Annotated in this window: 14 protein-coding genes and 1 riboswitch; of the genes, 4 read left to right on the forward strand and 10 right to left on the reverse strand. The window is 65.8% G+C overall.

Annotated features, from left to right (window positions below):
* Window positions 1-119: 119 nt before the first annotated feature.
* The 7 genes from ahcY to HV765_RS16100 all read right to left on the reverse strand — a co-directional run bounded on the left by ahcY (window position 120) and on the right by HV765_RS16100 (window position 7,587).
* Entirely contained in the window at window positions 120-1,538 is a 1,419-nt protein-coding gene (gene ahcY / locus HV765_RS16070) for an adenosylhomocysteinase (RefSeq protein WP_175170331.1), read from the reverse strand.
* Window positions 1,539-1,638: 100 nt separating this feature from the next.
* Window positions 1,639-1,777, reverse strand: a riboswitch (S-adenosyl-L-homocysteine riboswitch).
* 74 nt (window positions 1,778-1,851) lie between these two features.
* Entirely contained in the window at window positions 1,852-2,892 is a 1,041-nt protein-coding gene (locus HV765_RS16075; RefSeq protein WP_175170332.1) for a glycosyltransferase family 4 protein, read from the reverse strand.
* Between the two features lie 216 nt (window positions 2,893-3,108).
* Window positions 3,109-3,345, reverse strand: coding sequence for a DUF1289 domain-containing protein (locus HV765_RS16080; RefSeq protein ID WP_054420731.1), 237 nt, complete (start codon window positions 3,343-3,345; stop codon window positions 3,109-3,111).
* 78 nt (window positions 3,346-3,423) lie between these two features.
* On the reverse strand, window positions 3,424-4,311 hold the full coding sequence (locus HV765_RS16085; RefSeq protein WP_175170333.1) for an alpha/beta fold hydrolase: 888 nt from the start codon (window positions 4,309-4,311) through the stop codon (window positions 3,424-3,426).
* Window positions 4,312-4,337: 26 nt separating this feature from the next.
* Complete coding sequence (gene leuD / locus HV765_RS16090; protein WP_175170334.1) at window positions 4,338-5,003, reverse strand: 3-isopropylmalate dehydratase small subunit; 666 nt, start codon at window positions 5,001-5,003, stop codon at window positions 4,338-4,340.
* Window positions 5,000-6,421 carry a 3-isopropylmalate dehydratase large subunit gene (leuC, locus tag HV765_RS16095; protein ID WP_175170335.1) on the reverse strand — a complete coding sequence of 474 codons (1,422 nt, stop codon included), beginning with the start codon at window positions 6,419-6,421 and terminating at the stop codon, window positions 5,000-5,002. The genes leuD and leuC overlap by 4 nt, the downstream gene beginning before the upstream one ends.
* 185 nt (window positions 6,422-6,606) lie before the next feature.
* Window positions 6,607-7,587, reverse strand: a complete 981-nt coding sequence (locus HV765_RS16100) for a tripartite tricarboxylate transporter substrate binding protein (protein WP_175170336.1) — start codon at window positions 7,585-7,587, stop codon at window positions 6,607-6,609.
* Between the two features lie 135 nt (window positions 7,588-7,722).
* On the opposite strand from HV765_RS16100, the gene HV765_RS16105 reads away from it, so the two are divergent.
* Entirely contained in the window at window positions 7,723-8,646 is a 924-nt protein-coding gene (locus HV765_RS16105; RefSeq protein ID WP_175170337.1) for a LysR family transcriptional regulator, read from the forward strand.
* Between the two features lie 7 nt (window positions 8,647-8,653).
* Here HV765_RS16105 and HV765_RS16110 read toward each other — a convergent pair whose 3' ends face one another.
* The 3 genes from HV765_RS16110 to HV765_RS16120 form a co-directional block, all read right to left on the reverse strand.
* A complete protein-coding gene (locus tag HV765_RS16110; protein ID WP_054420737.1) occupies window positions 8,654-9,295 on the reverse strand; it encodes a flavin reductase family protein in 642 nt (213 codons plus the stop codon).
* A 1-nt stretch (window position 9,296) separates the two neighbouring features.
* A complete protein-coding gene (locus HV765_RS16115; RefSeq protein ID WP_175170338.1) occupies window positions 9,297-10,103 on the reverse strand; it encodes a GntR family transcriptional regulator in 807 nt (268 codons plus the stop codon).
* Between the two features lie 155 nt (window positions 10,104-10,258).
* The gene (locus HV765_RS16120) at window positions 10,259-11,188 is read right to left on the reverse strand and encodes a polysaccharide deacetylase family protein (protein ID WP_175170505.1); all 930 of its coding nucleotides are present in this window, start codon (window positions 11,186-11,188) and stop codon (window positions 10,259-10,261) included.
* Window positions 11,189-11,559: 371 nt separating this feature from the next.
* On the opposite strand from HV765_RS16120, the gene HV765_RS16125 reads away from it, so the two are divergent.
* From HV765_RS16125 to HV765_RS16135, 3 genes are read left to right on the forward strand one after another with little or no spacing between them, the layout of a single operon-like run.
* Window positions 11,560-12,750, forward strand: a complete 1,191-nt coding sequence (locus tag HV765_RS16125) for an ABC transporter substrate-binding protein (protein WP_175170339.1) — start codon at window positions 11,560-11,562, stop codon at window positions 12,748-12,750.
* Between the two features lie 27 nt (window positions 12,751-12,777).
* A complete protein-coding gene (locus HV765_RS16130) occupies window positions 12,778-13,656 on the forward strand; it encodes a branched-chain amino acid ABC transporter permease (protein WP_175170340.1) in 879 nt (292 codons plus the stop codon).
* Entirely contained in the window at window positions 13,656-16,145 is a 2,490-nt protein-coding gene (locus HV765_RS16135; RefSeq protein ID WP_175170341.1) for a branched-chain amino acid ABC transporter ATP-binding protein/permease, read from the forward strand. The genes HV765_RS16130 and HV765_RS16135 overlap by 1 nt, the downstream gene beginning before the upstream one ends.
* The last annotated feature ends 26 nt before the right edge of the window (window positions 16,146-16,171 follow it).

Here is a 16,171-nt window from a genome sequence, read left to right on the forward strand (position 1 = left end):
TCGAACTCCTGTATTGACGCTCCGCGGCCCTGCCTTCAACAGACAAAAACAGGGGAACCCGCGGTTCGGAAAACCCGCGCCAACATGGCGCGGTAGTTTCCTATTGTGCTTTCAACCCATCAATAACGGTAGTGCTCGGGCTTGAAGGGGCCTTCGACCGGCACGTTGATGTAGTCGGCCTGATCCTTGCGCAGCGTGGTCAGCTTCACGCCCAGCTTCTTCAGATGCAGGCGGGCAACCTTCTCGTCCAGGTGCTTGGGCAGCACGTAGACTTCGCCCGACTTGTAGGCTTCGTTACGCGTGAACAGCTCGATCTGAGCGATGGTCTGGTTGGCGAACGACGACGACATCACGAACGACGGGTGGCCCGTGGCGCAGCCCAGGTTCACCAGACGGCCTTGCGCCAGCAGGATGATGCGCTTGCCGTCCGGGAAGATCACGTGGTCGACTTGCGGCTTGATCTCTTCCCACTGGCAATCGGCCAGACCGGCGACGTCGATTTCGTTGTCGAAGTGGCCGATGTTGCAGACGATCGCCTGGTCCTTCATGGCGTTCATGTGCTCACGCGTGATGACGTGGTAGTTGCCGGTGGCGGTGACGAAGATGTCGCCATGGACGGCAGCTTCTTCCATCGTGACAACCTTGAAGCCTTCCATCGCGGCTTGCAGGGCGCAGATCGGATCAATTTCCGTGACCCAGACTTGCGCGCGCAGGGCGACCAGCGCCTGGGCGCAGCCCTTGCCTACGTCGCCGTAACCGGCCACGACGGCGATCTTGCCGGCAACCATCACGTCGGTGGCGCGCTTGATGCCGTCCACCAGCGATTCGCGGCAGCCGTACAGGTTGTCGAACTTGGACTTGGTGACCGAGTCATTGACGTTGATGGCGGCAAAGGCCAGCTCGCCCTTTTGCGACATCTGGTACAGGCGATGCACGCCGGTGGTGGTTTCTTCCGTCACGCCTTTGATCAGCGCCAGGCGGGTCGAATACCACTTCGGATCACGCTTCAAGGTTTCCTTGATGGCGGCAAACAGGATGCGCTCTTCGTCGCTGCCCGGGTTGGCCAGCACCGAGAGGTCTTTCTCAGCCTTGGTGCCCAGGTGCAGCATCAACGTGGCGTCACCGCCGTCGTCGAGGATCATGTTGGCGTTCTGGCCATTGGGCCATTCGAAGATCTTGTGGGTGTACTGCCAGTACTCTTCCAGCGTTTCGCCCTTGACGGCGAAGACCGGCGTGCCCGATGCCGCGATGGCGGCGGCGGCGTGGTCTTGGGTCGAGAAGATGTTGCACGAGGCCCAGCGCACTTCGGCGCCAAGCGCCACCAGCGTTTCGATCAGCACGCCAGTCTGGATGGTCATGTGCAGGCTGCCGGCAATGCGCGCGCCCTTCAACGGCTGCGCGGCGGCGAATTCGTCGCGGATGGCCATCAGGCCGGGCATTTCGGTTTCGGCAATAGCCAGTTCGCGACGGCCCCAGCCTGCCAGCGACAGGTCGGCAACCAGGTAATCGGAGAAGGATTTATCAGTCACAGCGTTCATGGTGTGTAGGCTCCACGTGAATGTCGAACGGCGCACGATATGGCCGGACAACGCGAATACACCACGACAGTCGAGTGCTCGCCTTTCCCGCCATATGCGACAAAGGTGAGCGCCGTTGCTGTAGCGACGCGCGGGGCGCGGCGCTTGAACAAGGATTCCTGAGCCTGGCGAGCCGGGGTTCGCGCGCCTTGCCTTGGCAAGACGGAAACCGCAGGGTCGTCGCAACGCTCCTCAGGATTGCCGGGCATTGTACCGGTTTGACCGCCTGCGCGGAAATCCGTCCCCGAAATAAAACCCACAGGATTTCTTCCGGTCACCCCGCCCCGGCCAACGTTGTCCGCGAAGAAGCATCCGGCACCAAGGGAACCAGCGAGGCCAGCAGGTCGGAGGCCACCGAATCCCAGCTGCGCGTCAGCGCATGCGCGCGCACGGCGTGGCGATCCAGCGGCAGCGCCGCGCGGCACGCGTGGGCAAGGTCATCATCCAGGCAGCCCGTCACTCCCGGCGTCACCACCGCCAGCGGCGCCTCGCTGCGAAACGCCGCCACGGGGGTGCCGCTTGCCATGGCCTCCAGCATCACCAGACCGAACGTATCGGTCAGGCTGGGAAACACGAACACGTCGGCCGCAGCATAGAAGCCGGGCAGCGCGTCGTCTTGCTGCATGCCCAGAAACACCGCATTTGGAAACCGCTTCTTCAACCGCGCCTCGTCCGGCCCTGCCCCCACCACCACCTTGCTGCCGGGCAGGTCCAGCGACAGAAATGCATCCAGGTTCTTTTCACGCGCCACGCGGCCCACGCTCAAGTAGACCGGGCGCGGCAGATGCGCGAACGCCTGGCTGTCGGCCGGCTGGAATTTGCGGGGGTCCACGCCGCGCGACCAGACGCGCAGGTTCGCCAGACCGCGCCGCACGAGAACGTCGCGCACCGTGGGCGTAGGCACCAGCACGCATTGCGACGGCCGATGGAACCAGCGCAGATAGCGCCACGGCAAGGCTGCGGGGATGCCCATGCGCGCTTGCAGGTAGTCGGGGAACATCGTGTGAAACGAGGTCGTGAACTGCCAGCCGCGTGCGAGCGCCATGCGCCGCGCCGCCAGGCCCAGCGGGCCTTCGGTGGCGATGTGCAGCGCGTCGGGAATGGTGTCGCCCAGGATGCGGCGCAATTGCCGGCCGGGTTGCAGGCACAGCCGCAGGTCTGGCTCGGACGGGGCCGGTATGGTCCGGCTGCCCTGCGGGTTCACCACGATCAGCTCGTGGCCCCATTCAGACAGAATCTGCTGCATGGTCGTCCAGGTGCGGACGACGCCGTTGACTTGCGGATGCCAGGCATCCGTAACCAGAACGATGCGCATGAGGGGGGCCGGAAGTGGGCGATACCGCGATTTAGCCCGGCCGATATGACATGCCCAAGACGCCTGGAAAATTCGGCCGAAAATTTCTGGCCGGCCGCGCGCCTGAGTTGTTGCGCGCTAGCCTGCTGTGCCTCTGTTGCTGCGCCTGAGTTGTTGCGGCTTAGTTGTTGCGACTGAATTGCTGCGACTGAATTGTTGCGGTTTAGTTGTTGCGGCTTAGTTGTTGCGGCGGGGATAGCCTTGCGCCTTGATGCGCACCCAGACTTCGCGCTTTTCCTCATCCGTCATGAACACCCAATTGGCGACTTCCATGGCCGTGCGGCCGCAACCGCGGCAGATATCGTCGAACAGGGTCGAGCAAACGGCCACGCAGGGGGAGTCGGTCGCTTTGAAGACGCGTTGCGCGTCGTCGGGGTCAGGCAATTCGGACAGGTCGGCGAAGTAACGATTCATGGGCCGAAGATTACCACCCGGGCTGTGTCCCTTTTTGGATAGCCCTATCGCCCGTCCTGGCTTGATTGACAGCCCGCGCTACCGCCATCCAAAGAACGCACCTGCGTCCGCCAACAGCGCCTCCGGCGTCTCTTCGGCCAGGTAATGCGCCCCCGGCAGCGGCCCGCCCGAGACGTCATCGGCGACCGCGCGCCACAAATCCAGCACATCGAAATTCTTGCCCACCGCGCCCCGTTCGCCCCACAGCACCCGCACCGGCATGCGCAGGCGCTCGCCCGCGGCGCGGCCGGCGCGATCATGCTCCAGATCCAGCGTGGCGGACGCGCGGTAGTCTTCGCAGATGCCGGTTGCCCAGCCGGGCAATTGCGCCGCGCGTTCATATTCCGCCATCGCCTCGGCGGAAAAATGCGCCAGGCCGCCGGGCCGGCCGCCCATTACCGAACGCAGGTAGAACACCGGATCATGCTCGATCATCGTTTCCGGGCCGGGCGCGGGCTGGATCAGCCAGAACCAATGGAAGTACGCCTGCGCGAATGCGCGCGTCGTGCCTTCGTACATGTCTAGCGTGGGCGCGATGTCCAGCAGCATCATGCGCGACACGGCGCTGGCATGGTCCAGCGCCATCCGATGCGCCACGCGCGCACCGCGATCATGCGCCAGTACGTCGAAGCGTTCGTGGCCCAGCGCACGCATCAGCCCGACCATGTCGGCCGCCATCTCGCGCTTGGAATGCGCCGCGTGGTCCGGCGAGGCGGCGGGCTTGGCGCTGTCGCCATAGCCGCGCAGATCCGCCGCGATGCACGTGCGATGCCGCGTCAGTTCGGGCCACACGCGGTGCCAGATGGCATGCGTTTGCGGATGGCCGTGCAACAACAGCAACGGCGGCCCCGACCCGTCGATGCGCGCGGCGATGTCCATGCCATTGGCCGGAATGCGGCGCACGGGCAAGTCGAAGAATGCGGTCATGGGGGAAGTCTCCTTGTGCGTTACGGTCATGCGGCATTCAGGCGGTCGCGCACCGTGCGCGCCACATCCTTCATCCACGGGTGGCGCGCCCAGTGGGCGGCTTCGAAGCGTTCCACTTCGGGCAGTTGCAGCAGCGACGCGCCCACCATGTCCTGCCCTTGGGCGAACATGCGGCGATGGCGCTCGGGCAACGCAAAGCTTGCCGTCCAGCCATCCGCCGCACGAATCTGCCCTGCCATCACGTCGATGGCCACGCGGTTGCCAGCCGGTTGTTGAGAATCAGACACCCCGACATTGGACACCCGCTCGAGCAAGGCGTCGACCTCGGCGGCGGGCAGGCTCACCAGCAGCAGGCCATTATTCACCGCATTGAAGTAGAAGATCTCGCCGAAGCTGGGCGCAATCACGGCGCGGATGCCGAACTGCTGCAAGCCCCACACCGCGTGCTCGCGGCTGGAACCGCAGCCGAAGTTAGGCCCCGCCACCAGCACGGACGTGCCTGCATACGCAGCCTGATTCAGTACGAAGCCGGGGCGCTGCGCGCCGTGCTCGTCAAAGCGCAAGTCGTACAGCAGGCCACGGTCCAGCCCCGCCTTGTCGATGATGCGCAGAAACTGCTTGGGCATGATCTGGTCAGTATCCAGATTGGAAAATGGCAGCGGCGCGGCGATGCCTTCGATCAACGGATTCATTTGGCTTGCTCCCATTCACGGACATCGACGATGCGGCCGGCCAACGCGGCGGCGGCGGCCATCGCCGGGCTCATCAAATGCGTGCGCCCTGCCCGCCCCTGACGGCCTTCGAAATTGCGGTTGGTGGTGGACGCGCAGCGTTCGCCGGGACGCAGCACATCGTCATTCATGGCCAGGCACATCGAACAGCCCGGCTGGCGCCATTCGAAGCCCGCTTCCATCAACACGGCCGCCAGCCCTTCCGCTTCGGCCTGCGCCCGCACCGCGCCCGAGCCCGGCACGATCATCGCGCGCACGCCCGCCGCCACCTTCCTGCCGCGCGCCAGCCCCGCCACCACGCGCAAGTCTTCAATGCGGCCATTGGTGCAAGAGCCAATGAACACGCGGTCAATCGGCACGCCGGCAATCGGCGCGCCAGGCGCAAGGCCGATATAGTCCATCGCCTTTTCCAACGCCAGCCGGGCCAGTTGATCGGGCTCGGCCTGCGGGTCCGGCACATGGCCCGTCACCGGCATGGCCTGATCGGGGCTGGTGCCCCAGGTGACGAACGGCGCGATGTCCGTGGCGTTAAACACGTGTTCCACATCAAAGGATGCATTCGCATCGGTGCGCAGCGTGGCCCAATACGCGCGCGCCTGGGCCAGCAGTTCGCCATGCAGCTGCGGCGCGTGCGCGGTGACGTAGGCGTCGGTCGTCGCGTCCGGCGCGATCAGCGCGGCGCGCGCGCCCGCTTCCACCGTCATGTTGCACAGGGTCATGCGGCCTTCAGCGGACAAGGCGTCGATGGCGTCCCCACAGAACTCCACCGCATGCCCGCGCGCGCCCTGCGCGCCGATTCGATGCACAACATAAATGACGAGGTCTTTGGCCGACATGCCCGCCCCCAACGCGCCGTCCACGCGGATGCGCATGTTGCGGGCCACGCGATACACGAGCGTCTGCGTGGCCAGGATGTGCTCCACCTCGGACGTGCCGATGCCGAAACCCAGCGCGCCCAACGCGCCATACGTCGTCGTATGGCTGTCGCCGCACAGCACCACCATGCCGGGCAAGATCATGCCGTGCTCGGGCGCGATCACATGTTCGATGCCTTGCAGCGGGTCGGTCGTGTCGAACAGCGCGATGTGCTGCGCGTCGCAATTGCGTTTCAGGTTCACGGCCTGGCGCGCTGAGGCATCGTCCGCAATCACGCGCAGCGCGGGCGCCACCGGATGCGTGGGAATGATGTGGTCCACCACCGCCATCTGCTGGCCTGGGCGCAGCACGTTCCTGCCGCGCGCAGCCAGGCCGCTGAAGGCTTGCGGGCTGGTGTATTCATTCATGATGTGCAGATCGACGTACAGCAGAATGTGCTCGTCATCGATGCGGGCCACCTCATGGCTGGCCACCAGTTTGTCGTACAGCGTCATGCCGGGCATGTCTTGCTTCCTTGAATGGGGCGCCCGCGGCGGCGGCGGGCGGTCTTTCGGTTGCTGGTTGCGGCTGTTGCTGCCGTCGCTTGTTGCGGTTGCTTATTGCGATTGCTTTGTGCGGTTGCTTGTTGCGATCACTCGTTGCCGTCGCTTATTTGCGATTGCCTGTCGCGGTTGCGCCGCCGCTCCGCTTAGTTCGCCTGGATGCCAGCATCCTTCACGACGCCCGCCCAGCGCGTCATTTCAGCGGCCACCATGTCGTCCGTTTTGGCGGGGGTGGAGATCAGCGGATCGAAACCTTCCTGCTGCATGCGCGCCTTCAGCGCAGGCGACTGCAACGCTTCGGCCAGCTTCGTGTTCAACGTGTCGATCACCGCTTGCGGCGTACCGGCAGGCGCGCTGACGACAAACCACGTGTTGAACTCGTAGCCCGGCAAGCCGGACTCCGCGATGGTCGGCACGTCCGGCAGCAAGGGCGAACGCGTCGTGCCCGTTACGCCCAGCGCCCGCAGCTTCTTGCCATCCACCTGCGGCTTGGCGGCGGACAGCACCGGAAAGCTCATCTGCACTTGCCCGCTGATGGTGTCGACCATGGCGGGGCCGCCGCCCTTGTACGGCACGTGCAGAATCTGCGTCTTCGAGACCGACTTGAACAATTCCGCGGCCATGTGGAACGTGCTGCCCGTGCCAGCGGAACCGAAGCTCAGCTCGTTGGCGGGCCGCGCGCGCACATAGGAAAGCAGTTCGCTCACATTGGCGACGGGCAACGCGTTCGTCACCGTCAGCACGTGTTGCGACGTTCCGACCGTGCCCACCGAACGCAGATCCTTCGTCGTGTCGAACGGCATGTCCTTGAACAGCGCCGGGTTGATCGCCAATGACATCGTGTTGATCGCCAGCGTGTAGCCATTGGGCTGGGCGCGCGCCACGGCGGCCATGCCGATGTTGCCGGACGCGCCCGCGCGGTTCTCGACGATCACGCTTTGGCCCAACGCGCGGCCCCACGCTTCCGAGATCAGCCGCGCGGCAATGTCCACGCTACCGCCGGGCGCAAAAGGCACGACGAGCGTGACTGCGCGTTCGGGAAAATTGTTCGCGGCGGCTGCCGGCACGGCCCAACAGGATGCAGCTAAGGCCGCGCACAAGGCGGTGGCCAAGGGTTTGATCTTCATGTTTCGGGTCTCCTCGGTTGGCCACGTGGATGTGGCTCTATATCGGTGAACCCAGTGTATAAGCGGGTTTAATTCTTATAATTCCCGTTCAAACTAAATCTTTATTAAATTAGATTTATCAATCAGGCTTGCGCCATGGATGCCCTTTCCGATCTCGCCTTCTTCGCGCTCGTGGTCAAACACGGCAACCTGTCGGCCACCGCGCGCGAACTCGGCCTGACGCCGCCCGCCATCAGCGCGCGGCTGGCCAGGCTGGAGCAGCGCCTGGGCGTGCGCCTCTTGAACCGCACCACGCGCCGCGTCAGCGTCACCCAGGAAGGCGAGCTGTATCTGGCGGAAGGCGGACGCATCCTGGCGGATCTGGAAGCGCTGGAACGGTCGGTCTCAAGCGCCCGCGCCCAACCCCAGGGGCTGCTGCGGCTGAACGCCACTTTCGGCTTCGGCCGTGCGCACATCGTGCCGGCCGTCTCGGACTTCGCGCGCCAATATCCTGACGTGGAAGTGCTGATGCGCTTAACCGACCGGCCGCTGAACCTGATCGAAGAAGGCTTCGATGTGGCCGTGCGCTTCGGCGACCTGCCCGACGCCCGGCTGACCGCCCGCAAAATCGCCTCCAACCGGCGGCTGCTCTGCGCATCCCCCCGCTACCTGGACACCTATGGCGAACCGCGCACGCCCAGTGATCTGCAACGCCATCGCTGCATCGTCGTGCGCGAGAACGACGTCGCCTACGGCACCTGGCGGCTGGAATCCGGCCAACGCGCCGAGACGGTCAAGGTGCGCGGCCCCGTCAGTTCCAACGACGGCCAAAGCGCACTGGAATGGGCGCTAGACGGCCACGGCATCGTCATGCGATCCGAATGGGAAACCGCCGCCTATTTGCGCGAGGGCCGGCTGCGTGAAGTGCTGACCGATTGGCGCACACCCCCCGCCGACATCCACGCGCTCTATCCCGAACGATTGAACCTGCCCGCCAAGACCGTGGCGTTCGTGGAGTTCCTGTCCCAACGCTTCGCGCGGCATCTCAGGGCGCCGGGCGGGACGGGGGGAGTTTGGTGAGGGACGCTCAAATCTCATCAATCGCCGTACTCGCCGTCGCGCCCGCCGGCGCGTCCCCTGCGCCGATCGCGTAGCGGTCGCGCGTGGTGACGTAGAAGCTGGCGCCGAAGCGGCCCACCGGAAAGTAATCCTGTAGACGCACGCGCCAGGTTTCCGTGTCGATCAGGCCGTCGCGCGCGTGCAGCCAGCGCACCTGGCCGATGAAGATCTGGCGGCTGGCGGTTTCCATGGTTTCGTAGAGCGTGCATTCGAATGCCACGGGCGCTTGCACGATGCGCGGCGGCTTGACGTGGTGGCTGGGCGCGGCGTCCAGGCCAGCGTGGGCCAGTTCGCTGACGTCCGCCGGCAGGCGGTCGCCGCAGCGGTGCATTTTTTCCGCCATGGCTTCGTCGGTCAGGTGCACCACGAACTCCTTGTCGCGGGCGATGTTGCGCGCCGTGTCCTTCAGGCCGCCGTCTTCCAGCCGGTTGATGCTGACCATGACAATCGGCGGGTCTTCGCCCAGCATGTTGAACATGCTGAAGGGCGCCGCGTTGACCACGCCGGTGTCCGACAAGGTGGTGATCAGCGCGATCGGGCGGGGCACGATCAGGCTGGCCATCAGCTTGTAGCGCTGGTATTCGGTGATTGCGTCGAAGTCGATTTCCATATCAGGCCAGTCCCAGCATCTGGGCAAGGGTTTGCGCGGGTTGCGGGCGTTCAAGGCTGATACGCCGCTCCAGGTCCGCAAGGTGGTTGTCATTGATTTTCACGGCTTCGGCCACGTCGCCGCGTTCCATCAGGTCGACGATCAGCACGTGCTCGCCGTGTTCGCAGGCGGCGTTGCCGGGCGGCTCGTACAGCGCCACGATGAGCGAGCAGCGCGACACCAGTTCGGCCAGATAGCCGTGCAGAATGGCGTTGCCCGACAGCTCGCCCAGCCGCACATGAAAGGCGCTGGCCTGACGCGCCCATGCGGGTTGGCCGGCGCGATGCAGCAAGGCGTGTTCGTCGCGCAACTGCTTGCGCAGCGACGCGTAGTCGGCCTTGGTGGCGCGCGCCACGGCCAGCGGCAGCAGCGCCGCTTCCAGCGCACGGCGCGCCTGGAAGATCTGGCGCGTGTCTTCGGGCGTGGGCTCGGCCACCACGGCGCCACGGTTGTGATGCAGGTCAACCACGTGCTCGTGCGCCAGGCGTTGCAAGGCCTTGCGCGCCACGGATCGCGACACGCCGAACAAGTCGCAGATGGCGGCCTCGGGCAGCTTTGTGCCGGGGGTCAGCCGCTGGCTCATCACGCTTTCGTAGACGGCCTCGCAGATGCGGCGCTCCATGTCGCTGTCGGGCGTGCCGTCGGCGGGGCCGGCGTCGCGCGGGGCAGCGGACGCGACGCTGGCGCGTTCCATAACAGCAGACTCCACGGCGATCTTGCTGCGGGGGGCAGGCTTGGCGCGGGGTTTGGCGGGGCTTCGGCTGGGCATGCTGAACTCGAAAAGGTTAAACGGGTGCGGCGGTTAAACGGGTGCGGCAGTGAGACGGGTACGGCGGTTAAACGGGTAAGGCAGTTGAACGGGTAAGACAGTTAACCGGCTACGGCGGCGGGATCGCTCGGAGCCGGGCCGGTAGCGGCCAGGCCTCATAGCGCAGCAATCACGCCCGCTGGCAGGCTATCGACATGACGGCAGATCTCACCCGGCGTGGTGAACCAGATCTCGCCCCGGTCGCGCGCGGCGGCCAGTGGCGCCAGCGCGCGGCGCAGGTGCCGCAAGCGGTACGGCTGCCCGACGATATACGGATGCAGCGCAATGCCCATGACCAGCGGCTGGCGGGTGGCCTGCACGCGCATCTCTTCGAACTGGTCAAGAATCATATCGGCAAAGTCGCGCGCGTCCATCTTGCGCCCCATGATCATCGGGATGTCGTTGAGCTCTTGCGGATACGGAATGGCCCAGAGGTCGCCCGCGCGGGTGCGCATGCGCATCGGCTGGTCGTCATGGCACCAATTCAGCGTGTAGCGGTAGCCGGCTTCGGCCAAGAGATCGGGCGTGGCGCGGGACTCCGAAATCCATGGCGACAGCCAGCCCGCAGGCGCGTCACCCGTGTGCTGACGGATGCGGTCGCGGCAATGCGCAAGCAGCGCGCTTTCCTCGGCCTCGGCCAGGCCGCCCTGCCGGTGCGCGTTGCTGTAGCCGTGGCCGATCAATTCATCACCGCGCGCGAGGAAGGCGTCCATCAGGCCGGGGCAGTGGTCATACAAAGCGGTGTTGATCAGCACGCCCGCGGGCAGGCGCAATTCGTCGAACAGTTCCAGGCAGCGCCACGCGCCCACGCGGTTGCCGTATTCGCGCCAGGCGTAGTTCAGCACGTCGGGATGCGGAGATGCCGGCCCCAACTCGGCGCCCAGCCCTTCGCCAAACGCGAAGTGTTCGATGTTGAACCCCAGGTACACGGCCAGACGCGCGCCGTTCGGCCAGGTGTAGTCGGCCCGGCCAGAGATGGGCTGGTAGGCGAAGCGGCCATGGCAGGCCAGGGGTTCGGGCGTCCAGGCGGAGCCGGGTGCGGACATCGCCCCGGGAATCGACCCGGGAATCGACCCGGGAATCGACCCGGGCATAGACCCGGACATCGACCCAGCCATCGAGGTGGACATCGACCCGGACGCATCGGCACGCCCCGGATTAGTGCTTGAAAGCAAGGATGGATTCATTTTGGTGCAAATCCTGATGCATGATTGTTAACAAAATTCCTGCTGCTTTGAAAACAAAATTTGGCGTTGACGCACACAAAGTGCAGGCAAAACACGCCGCATCCCCCTGGTAACGCCGTGATCGCCGCAACCTGCGGCCGGGCCGGATCAGGTGGCATGGATCTTGCATGGGGTAGGCAAGCAGCACTTAACCCCATGCAAGATCCGTTCCACTTTTCCAGGAGTGCCCGATGGTCCCGACCCGCCGTTCCTTTCTGCTTCGCGCCACCGCCGCCGCCCTCTTCACGGCCGGCCTCGCCCTGCAACCGGCGCTTGCCGCCGACCCCATCAAGATCGGCTTGATCACCGCGCTGTCGGGCGAGTCGGCCCGCGCGGGCGAAGCGCTGACGCGCGGCATGACCATCGCCATCGACGAAATCAACGCCAAGGGCGGGCTGTTGGGTGGCCGCCAGATCGTGCTGGTGCGGCGCGACGACGAAGGCAACCCCGCCAAGGGCATGGCCGCCGCGCGCGAGCTGATCTTCAAGGAAAAAGTGGCCGTGCTGTTTGGCGGCCTGGACACGCCGGTCTCGATGGCCATCGTGCCCATCGTGAATCAGGAGAAGGTGCCGTTCATGGGTCCGTGGGCGGCCGGCACGGCCATCACGCAGAACAAGGGCAACCCGAACTTCGTGTTCCGCGTGTCGGCCATGGACGAGATCGTCGACAGCGCCATGGTTCAGTACGCGCAAAAGACGTTCCAAAGCGCCAAGCCCGGCATGATTCTGGTGAATAACCCCTGGGGCGAATCCAACGAGAAAGGCCTGAACGCTGCGCTTGCAGCCGCCAAGGTCACGCCCGCAGGCGTTGAAAAATTCCAGCCCAACGACCTGGACGTGGTGCCGCAACTAAGCCGCCTGAAGGCCGCAGGTGCGGACACGCTGTTCCTGGTGGGCAACGTGGGCCCGTCGGCGCAAGTGGTGAAGTCGTTGGACCGCATGGGCTGGAAGGTGCCGATCGTGTCGCACTGGGGCCCTGCGGGCGGCCGCTTTACTGAGCTTGCCGGCCCCAACGCCAAGAACGTGCACTTCGTGCAGACCTACAGCTTCTTCGGCAAGCAAGGGCCGGTGGGCGACAAGGTGATGCAGGCGCTGAAGACCAAGTATTCCGACATCAAAGGCCCGCAAGACATCACGCCCGCCGTCGGCGTGGCCAACGCGTATGACGGCATGCAGCTGGCGGCGCTGGCCATCGCGCAGGCCGGCTCGACCGATGGCGACGCGGTGCGCCAGGGCTTCTACAAGATCGGCAAGTACGACGGCCTGATCAAGACGTATGAGCAGCCCTTCACGCCGGCCTCGCACGATGCGCTGCGCGAGAACGACTACGTGTGGACGCAGTTCATCGACAACCGCATCCTGCCCGTCAAGGGCGCGCAGTAAATCAGCTGAATCACGCGGGAGACGCGCATGTTGTTGATGTCCGCCATCGTCAGCGGCCTGGGTCTGGGAAGCATGTACGGACTGATGGCCCTGGGCTTTTACCTGACCTACGCCGTATCAGGCACGGTGAACTTCGCCCAGGGCAGTTCCATGATGCTGGGCGCCGTGCTGACCTACACGTTCGCGCAGACGCTGGGCTGGCCGCTTGCGCCCGCCTTGCTGGTAGCGCTGGCGCTGTGCGGCGTGTATGGGCTGGTGGTTGAGCGGCTGGCCGTGCGGCCATTCGCCAGCCGTGGCTCCAATGCGTGGCTGATGTCCACGGTGGCGCTTGGCATCGTGCTGGACAACGTCGTGATGTTCACCTTCGGCAAGGAACCGCGCAGCCTGCCGTCGCCGCTTGCGCAAGCGCCGCTTGAAATCGGCGGCCTGGGGCTGGGCATCTACCCGCTGCAACTGCTGATTCCGATCATAGGCCTGGTGCTGGCGGCGGCGCTGCATACCTTGTCGCGCCGCACGCGCTGGGGCGTGGCGCTGCTGGCAGTGGTGCAGAACCCGAACGCGGCGCGGCTGATGGGCATTCCCGTGCGCCACGCCATCATGGCCGCCTTTGCCGTGTCCACGCTGTTTGCAGGCGTGGCGGGCGCGCTGGTTGCGCCGCTGTTCAACGTGCAAGCGGACATGGGCACGCTGTTCGGGCTGAAGGCCTTTGTGGTCGCCATTCTGGGCGGCATCACCAGCGCCTGGGGCGTGATGATCGCGGGCCTGCTGTTTGGCGTGGTCGAAGCGTTGATCACCGTTGCCCTGGGCTCCGGATACACCCAGATCATCAGCTTCACGCTGGTGATCGTCATGTTGGCCGTGCGTCCGAATGGACTGTTCGGACGCGCCGATGTCAGGAAGGTCTGATGAATAAGCGACTTGCATCACGCTGGCTGCCGCTGGCGATTTACGCGCTGCTGGCCGTGGCGGGCCTGGCCCTGGCGGCCACCGTCAACGGCTATTACGTGTTCGTGCTGGGCAACGTGGCGCTGCTGGCGCTGGCCGGCATCGGGCTGAATGTGCTGCTGGGGCTGACCGGGCAGATGTCATTCGGCCACGCGGGCTTCTACGCCATCGGCGCCTATACCGTCGCCATTCTGACGGGGCAGGCGGGCTGGAGTTTCTGGCTGGCCTGGCCCGCGGCCGCATTGGTGGCGGGCGCGTTTGGCTTGCTGCTGGCGCTGCCCGCGCTGCGCGTGAAAGGGCCGTACCTGGCGATGATCACCATCGCGTTCGGCTTCATCGTCGAGCACGCGCTGATTGAAGGCGGTGACGTCACCGGCGGACAGAACGGGCTGATGGGCATCGTGCAGCCAGAATTCGCCGGCATTGGCGGCGATCGCGGCGTGGCGATGCTGGCCATCGTGGCCGTGTTCGTGGCGCTGGCGGCGTACGCGCTGCTGTCGCGTGGCACGTGGGGCGCGGCGATGCGCGCCGTGAAAGACAGCGAGACGGCCAGCGAATCCATCGGCATCAATCCGCTGACGGTCAAGGCCGTGGCGTTCATGGTGTCGGCGGCGGTGGTGGGCTTGGCGGGCGGGCTCTACGCACCGCAGGCCGGCATGATCACGCCGCACAACTTCAACTTCATGCAGTCCATCCTGTTCGTGCTGGCGGTGACGCTGGGCGGCGCGGGATCGCTCGCCGGTCCCTTGCTGGGCGCGGTGGTGGTGGGGCTGCTGCCGGAAATGCTGTCCAGCCTGGAGGAATACCGGCTGCTGTTTTTCGGCGCTTTTTTGCTGGTGGTGCTGTGGGCTGCGCCGGATGGCGTGGCCGGCTTATTGTCGCGGTGGCGGCGCAACTCGGACACGCATGCGCTGGCGCCACGCCAAGGCGGCATGGCCATGGGCGCACGCCCCCGCGGCGTGTTGCGCGCCGATGCCTTGACCATGACGTTTGGCGGCGTACGCGCGGTGCAGTCGGTGTCGTTCAGCGTGCCGCCCGCTGCCGTGACAGCGTTGATTGGCCCGAACGGTGCGGGCAAGTCCACCGTCATCAACATGCTTAGCGGCTACTACCAGCCCACCAGCGGCGCGGTGGCGCTGGGCGACGCGCCCTTGGCCGCACTGCCCGCTTACCGGGTTGCGCGCAGCGGCATCGCCCGCACCTATCAAACGTCGCAACTGTTCGACACGCTAAGCGTGGAAGACAACGTGGCGCTGGGCATGGTGCGCGGCCGGCTGGGCGGGCTGCTGGCGTCGCGCCGCTTTCTGGCGCCGGACGTGCGCGAACGCGCGCGCGCCCTGCTGGCGTTCTGCGGCTATGAAGGCGCGCTGGACACGCCTGCCGCCGACCTGCCCCACGTGGACCGCCGGCTGGTGGAGATTGCGCGCGCGCTGGCCACCGACGCCGACATTCTGCTGATGGACGAGCCCGCCGCCGGCCTGTCGCGCGAAGACAAGACGCGCCTGGCCGGCCTGCTGCGGCGCATCGCCGAGGCGGGTGCGGGCGTGCTGCTGGTAGAGCACGACATGGCGCTGGTGATGGGCGTGTCGGATCACATCGTCGCCATTGATGCCGGGCGCGAATTGGCGCAAGGCACCCCCGCCGAGATTCAACAATCGGCCGCCGTGCGTCAGGCGTATCTGGGCGATGAAAGCGCCCGGCGCGCGCCCGCCGCGCGGCAACGTGCGGCAGGAACGGCCATCGCACCCGAGGTGCTGGGGGTGGGCAACCTGGTGACCGGCTATGGCGCGAACCCCGTGCTGCACGGCATCGACCTGCAAGTGCGCCAGGGCGAAATGGTGGCGCTGCTGGGCGCCAATGGCGCGGGCAAGTCGACGTTGATGCGCACGCTGGCGGGGCTGCATCGGCCCGTGCAAGGCGGCATGCATTTGCAGGGCTTGGAACTGAATGGTCTTGCCGCCGACCGCATCGTGGGGCGTGGGCTGGTGCTGGTGCCGGAAGGCCGGCAGGTGTTCCCGGGCTTGAGCGTGCTGGACAACATCCGGCTGGGCGCTTTCCTGCATCCCCAAGACCGCGAGGCGCGCGTCGAAGAAATGCTGACGCGCTTTCCGCGCTTGCGCGAACGGCTGCATCAACGCGCGGGCTTGTTGTCGGGGGGTGAACAGCAGATGCTGGCGATTGCGCGCGGGCTGATGTCCAAGCCTGTGATTCTGCTGCTGGACGAACCGTCGCTGGGGCTGGCGCCGAAGATCATCGATGAATTGTTCGACGCGCTGGACCGCCTGCGCGCCGAGTCGATGACGATCTTGCTGGTGGACCAGATGGCCGCGCTGGCGCTGTCGCTGGCCGACCGCGCGTATGTGCTGGAATCGGGCCGTGTGGCGGCGCAAGGCACGGCGGAAGAGATCGCGCAGGACGGGGCGCTGGCGCGGGCGTATCTGGGGGCATGAGATCGGGGCGCTGTCCCCTAAGCATT

It is taken from the genome of Achromobacter kerstersii (assembly GCF_902859595.1).
GTDB lineage: Bacteria > Pseudomonadota > Gammaproteobacteria > Burkholderiales > Burkholderiaceae_B > Achromobacter > Achromobacter kerstersii.